7 protein-coding genes are annotated in these 5583 nt (G+C 38.4%); 5 read left to right on the forward strand and 2 right to left on the reverse strand.

Annotated features, from left to right (window positions below):
* Positions 1-99: 99 nt before the first annotated feature.
* From HNR53_RS22905 to HNR53_RS22915, 3 genes are all read left to right on the forward strand, one after another.
* Complete coding sequence (locus HNR53_RS22905) at positions 100-489, forward strand: hypothetical protein (protein WP_221452452.1); 390 nt, start codon at positions 100-102, stop codon at positions 487-489.
* Positions 490-650: 161 nt separating this feature from the next.
* Positions 651-1763, forward strand: coding sequence for a M20 metallopeptidase family protein (locus tag HNR53_RS22910; RefSeq protein ID WP_184530483.1), 1113 nt, complete (start codon positions 651-653; stop codon positions 1761-1763).
* Between the two features lie 42 nt (positions 1764-1805).
* Positions 1806-2000 (forward strand): cysteine-rich CWC family protein, encoded by a 195-nt coding sequence (locus tag HNR53_RS22915; RefSeq protein ID WP_343065382.1) that lies wholly within the window; start codon positions 1806-1808, stop codon positions 1998-2000.
* A 392-nt stretch (positions 2001-2392) separates the two neighbouring features.
* Here the strand turns inward: HNR53_RS22915 and HNR53_RS23360 are convergent, their stop codons facing one another.
* Both HNR53_RS23360 and HNR53_RS22920 read right to left on the reverse strand, forming a co-directional pair.
* Positions 2393-3016, reverse strand: coding sequence for a hypothetical protein (locus HNR53_RS23360; RefSeq protein ID WP_246439793.1), 624 nt, complete (start codon positions 3014-3016; stop codon positions 2393-2395).
* A 50-nt stretch (positions 3017-3066) separates the two neighbouring features.
* Positions 3067-4824 (reverse strand): M28 family peptidase, encoded by a 1758-nt coding sequence (locus tag HNR53_RS22920; RefSeq protein ID WP_246439795.1) that lies wholly within the window; start codon positions 4822-4824, stop codon positions 3067-3069.
* Between the two features lie 186 nt (positions 4825-5010).
* Here HNR53_RS22920 and HNR53_RS22925 point away from each other — a divergent pair, with 186 nt between their 5' ends.
* Positions 5011-5349 carry a VWA domain-containing protein gene (locus tag HNR53_RS22925; protein WP_184530487.1) on the forward strand — a complete coding sequence of 113 codons (339 nt, stop codon included), beginning with the start codon at positions 5011-5013 and terminating at the stop codon, positions 5347-5349.
* A complete protein-coding gene (locus HNR53_RS22930; protein ID WP_184530489.1) occupies positions 5324-5506 on the forward strand; it encodes a hypothetical protein in 183 nt (60 codons plus the stop codon). The genes HNR53_RS22925 and HNR53_RS22930 overlap by 26 nt, the downstream gene beginning before the upstream one ends.
* Positions 5507-5583 lie beyond the last annotated feature (77 nt).

Consider the following 5583-nt stretch of genomic DNA (forward strand, 5'->3'; position numbering starts at 1 on the left):
ATAGTTATAGATTAAAACACAGAAGCACTATTTTCGGAGACAAAAGTGTTCAAACTTAATTAGCAAAAAGTGTTCAAAACTACTTGACGGTTACAGTCAATGGGTTTCTTAAGCAGATTATTTGGTAAAAGCAGTACTAGTCAACGAGTGGAACGTCAAAACTATGAATCCGCCCTTAATCTAATTATTATTTATAAGGGCTTTAGAGATAATGACGAGTATGCGGATAAATATTCAGATTTGGAAGATGAGCTATGGGTTTATGAATGTATAGGTGCTTCAGGTGCAATGTCCTCAGAAACGGCAAAACAATATGGTATCCCATTACCTGTTTATCCTGAGTACCCAGTTATCGGAATCTTTGACCTGTATATGTCTAAAGGACATGAAGAAGGTTATACAAAACCTTTATTCATCTCATCTAATAAAGATGAGGTTAAGCGATTTCTTAAGGATCTTGAAAGAAAACATTCAAAAGAAGGACAGTAATCATGATATTTTTTACTGAATTCATTTTTATTATCATATTACACTTTGTGCTAAATGCACATAAAAATCATCATTCCTTCGCCCTTTTATTTTTTGCGTACTAATATATTTAACACGTAAATAGTAAATCTATAAATAGGATTGCAGCAGGAGGTAAAATTTTGCAGAGGAAAAACTTAGAGTTAATTAAGCAGTTGCGTCATGAACTACATCAGCATCCAGAGTTGTCCAATCAAGAGGTTTGGACGAAACAGCATTTAATATCCTTTCTTCAAACCCACACTCGTTTGGAAATAATTGACAAAGGAACTTGGTTCTATGCCATTTATCGGGCGGGTGAAGGAAAAAGGAATATCGCATTCCGTGCCGATTTTGATGCACTTCCAATCGAAGAAACGATTAGGATTCCACATGGTTCGAAATATCCGGGAGTCTCTCATAAATGTGGTCATGATGGTCATTCTGCGTGTCTTGCAGGATTGGCATTAGAGATTGACCAAAAAGGTGCAACACAAAACATTTATTTTCTTTTCCAACATGCAGAGGAAACGGGTGACGGAGCTTTGCAGTGTGTTTCATTCATTAAGGAAAATGAGATTGACGAAATTTTTGCTTTCCATAATATGAGCGGGATGCCTTTCGGTTCTGTTAACGTCATTGATGGGACGGCTCATTTTGCTTCTAAAGGAATGATCATTCATATGGAAGGGACTCCTGCCCATGCCAGCCAGCCTGAAGATGGAGTAAACCCGGCATTTGCAATAGCCAGCCTGATTCAGGCTATTCCCGATCTCACTTCTGCGGAAAAAAATAAAGGAAAAGTTTTGTGTACTGTTATTCAGATTGATGTAGGGGAGAGGACGTTTGGAATTTCCGCAAGTCAAGGGGATTTATTGCTCACCATTCGTGCCCAGTATGAAGCGGAATTGGACCAACTGGAGAAAAGCCTTGAGCATTATGCTGGGTCTTTAGCACGTGAAAATGGGTTAAACGTAAGCTTTTCTTATAATGATGTGTTTCCTGAAACGGTCAATCATAAAGAAAGCTCTGATAAAATACGCCAAGTTTGCAAATTGAAAGGGATTTCGTTAATCGAAATGAACCAGCCATTTCGGGCATCAGAAGATTTCGGTCACTATCTTAAGGAGACGAAAGGAGCTATTTGCTTTATCGGCAATGGAGAGGATTACCCTCATATCCATACGCTAGAATATGATTTTCGCGATGAAATTATCGAAACTGCCGTGGAGCTATTTAAAGGACTTGCTGAATAATAGGAATTTTTTTCATAAGCAAGTAAAAAAGTGGATAGAGGAGTGAGACGATTGGCTAATAAATATTGTCCGATTTGTGGAGAAGAAAACGGGTGCATGTCCGGTAAGGAAGAACACGGGAACTGTTGGTGCGACAAAGAAACGTTTCCTAAGGAAATCTTTGCATCCGTTCCAGAGGAAAGCAGAAATAAACATTGCGTTTGTAAAAAATGTCTGGACCAATATAAAGAAAAATGAACGTTAAATCAAAATCATTAACTACGAAATCAGTAAAAAACGCAAAACTTTACACGTATGATTTTTAGGGGGGTAAAATTCAGGGGAACGGTGGAACCGTCCCTTTGTTTACTTGCATTATGTGCTAATTACACAATAAATAAACCAGCCTTCCCTCGACCGTTTCGTTTTAGAGCACTAATTTTACTGAACACGTAATCAACTAAAGGAATGTAAATGCAGGAATTCTCTTTTTCATTTTTTAATAGTTTTAGTTGGGGAAAACGTCTAACAGGAATATGGGTTTATGTTTTTGCAATACGAAAAAAATCATTTAATATAATCAAAAGAAGGCTGACATATACTTAGTTTGAAGAGCCAAACCTTGTATAGGACAGCCTAATTTATCCTTATTAATCTTGAAATCTTTTCAAAACATAAGAATTATCCCCATAGGTACTATATTTTGCTGAACGTTTTCCTTTTGTTTCGGGAATGTCGTAGGAACGATCGGCGATCATCCACTCTATGTGATCATCTCTATTTACCGTTATTTGAACATGTAACTCTTCAGCTTGACCTAGGGCATATCTGAATTCCAACGGTTTATCTTTTGAAAATTCCTTTTGATACAACTTCACCTTTTTTCCATTGATGGTCAGCTGCGCTGCCTTCATCGATGACGAAGACTTCATGATCAACTCGTCAGCATGTCGATTTGTTTTCAACTGATATTCAATTTTCCGCTTACCGCCCACTGTCTGATCAGATAATACCGTCACACTAGGCGCTGCTAAGCTGTATAAATTAGCTTGTGAATAGCTCACATCCCAGTTCCCGTATAAAACAGGAAAGAAATCTAATGTGTGGCCTTTTTTTACATTTTCATGGATATAATTCGATGTATATTCATCTAATGGCATGGTTGCTGCCCAATAGGCTTTGTTAGCATCCGCATCCATTAAATAAGTAATATCGCTTGCTGTTGGATGTTCTGCTGTCGGCATGTTATTTAGGTTTATGCTGTTTGGGATCATCACCAGTAATCCTGTAATCAAGAAGATGGATGGAATCACCCAATCGAATTTTATTTTAAAATGCTGAAAATAGGGACCAGTGTGGCACCTAAAAGGGAGACTAGGACCATTATCGTTCCAGCCATTTGCATCGACATCATCGCTTCAACGAGATAAATAATGGGTGAAAGAATAAGTATTGCAGGAATCGAAAAAGCAACTGTAACGAGATGACCCTTCCATGAATTTTCCTCTAATCTCATCCAAAAGTTGACTCCGATTAAAGCAGATAATAACGGCCATGCAAATACATAGCTTCCGGCTTTAAGCAGAATGCTGGAGGCAGTTAGAAGGACTAACCAAAGAAATAAAGCCCCTATCATTAAATTGCCTGTCTTGATTTTTTTAGAAGCCAGCTGATAAAGCATTGTGATGAAAGCAATGGTTATCATGATAAAACTAATGAAATAAAGGGTGGTAAATGTCTTATCGGTTTCCATCAACCATTGTTGTTCCGGAAAAATATCGGTGAGGATGGACCATAATCCTGAACCGATAGCAAAAGAGCCGATGATGCCAAGAATGAAAACGAAAAGACCGGCAAGTGTTCCGAGCAGGGATACTTTCTTCAGTCGAGACCCATGCAGGAACGTAATGGCATAAAGGAGCACCACGAGTATCATGATTGGAAGGACCATTTTATCTGAGTACGTGATCATGGTAGACCCCATAATGTTAAAGAACACTTCATTTCCTTCATGCGTTTGCATGAGATCGGCGTTTCCAAAATGGGTGGTAAGATGGTACATATATTCCCCGTGATGCTGCAGGCTTTCTAAACTGAACTCTTGAATATTATCACCAGTTGTATGATAATGATTTATTCCCTCACCGAAGGCAAAGTTTAATCCGCTAAGTCCATACTTTTTAAACACAGAGAAATCCGTATCATTTGGCATTTGTGTATATAAGCTGTATAGGAGAGAATGAGCAACAGGTGTTGGAGCAGCTTGAACAAACTCTTTTACCAGCCAGCTATTGTTATCACTGGTTTCAAACATGAAAGAGGCGCCTTCGTTTCCGCGTGCCTCAAAATTTAATACTAATCCGACATCCTGTACCCAAGGATGTTCTTTGACAAAAGCATTGGCTCCAAGCAATCCAAGCTCTTCACCATCTGTAAGGAGAATAATGACATCGTTTTGCAGGGCTTTTCCTTCTTTTAGTGCACGTACAGTTTCTAAAATTGCACTGACTCCTGCGCCGTCATCGGCAGCACCAGCCGCCCCTGATACAGAGTCATAATGAGAAACAAGCATGATGGCTTTAGTAGAATGGGTTCCTTCTATTTTTGCGATAATATTCTCGACCGTACCTCCTGAAATCCATGTACCAGAGCTGTAAACAGAAGGGGTTTTTTGAATTTCTGGTTTTAATCCTAATTCTTCTAAACTGTGAATAAGATAGTCCCGAACTCTATCGTGCTCTTCTGAGCCAATGGGATGTGGCTTTCTAGCTAACTCTTTTAAATGGTCGAAAGCCCTCACAGCAGAAAACTCATTTGCCGCACCATCAGCCGGGACAACCTTTGGCGGCTGAATTTGTAATAAACTCACAAAAATGATTCCAACGAGAACAGCAACAATCGAAATGAAAATAAGGGTATTTTTTCTTAGTTCATTTCGAGTCTGCAGCTTTGTTTCCGTAGATGTTACGATATCCAATTCATTTACCCTCCTCGTATATGAACTGCAGGTCCATGTAATCAATTCGGCAGTTGGATCTGTTTTTCCTTTTTCGAACGAATCACCTTTTTGGGATAAGTTCATTCTTGTCCCCACGTCCTACTTTGGTGCATTCTTTTTTAATACATATTACATTATGTGCTAATTACAAATAATAAACTGGAATTAAATGTCGCTAGGCAATAGGCAAAACCTATTTCTTGTGATATAATAGGAACAAACGTTTGTGTTCGAGGATAATGCCTTTTAAATTTCTATAAAGAAAGGTTGATGTTCTATGGTTTTTTTGCTTATTTAATTCATGAACGGTTTCCTTCCCAGGTTCGGGTCTTTGCGTTTGTAGGACTACTCGATGAAGTGACGGACTACTATAAAAACAAAGATGTGGAAGTGGCAGTTAGACGATCTCTTAAAAATGCTAACATCGATTATCGTGGCTACTCTAATTATGATAAGGCTCTTAGTATGTATTATGCAGAATACGGAAGTGAACTGGATCAAGACACATTATTATTTTTCCTTGCCGATGCCAGGAATAACAGAAATAGCCCAAGGCTTGATTTAATGATAGAATTCCGGGAAAGTGCGAAACATCTTTTTTTGGTTTAACCCTGATAAAAAACAGAAGTGGAATCAAGGAGATTCAGTCATTGGGCAATATGCACCTTATTGCGATGCTGTTTTCGAGACATTAAACGTAAAACAACTAGAGGAAGCGTTATTTGCCTCTATTGAATATATCGAAGATTGGATAGGCTACACTTAACTGGACAGAAAAATTAAGGTGCAAGTAGACTAAGAGCCAAGTTTGGATATAATGCTAAACAGGCATAAAGGATCGAA

The organism is Bacillus benzoevorans, assembly GCF_014207535.1.
In the GTDB taxonomy this organism is placed as follows: Bacteria; Bacillota; Bacilli; order Bacillales; family Cytobacillaceae; genus Bacillus_BD; species Bacillus_BD benzoevorans.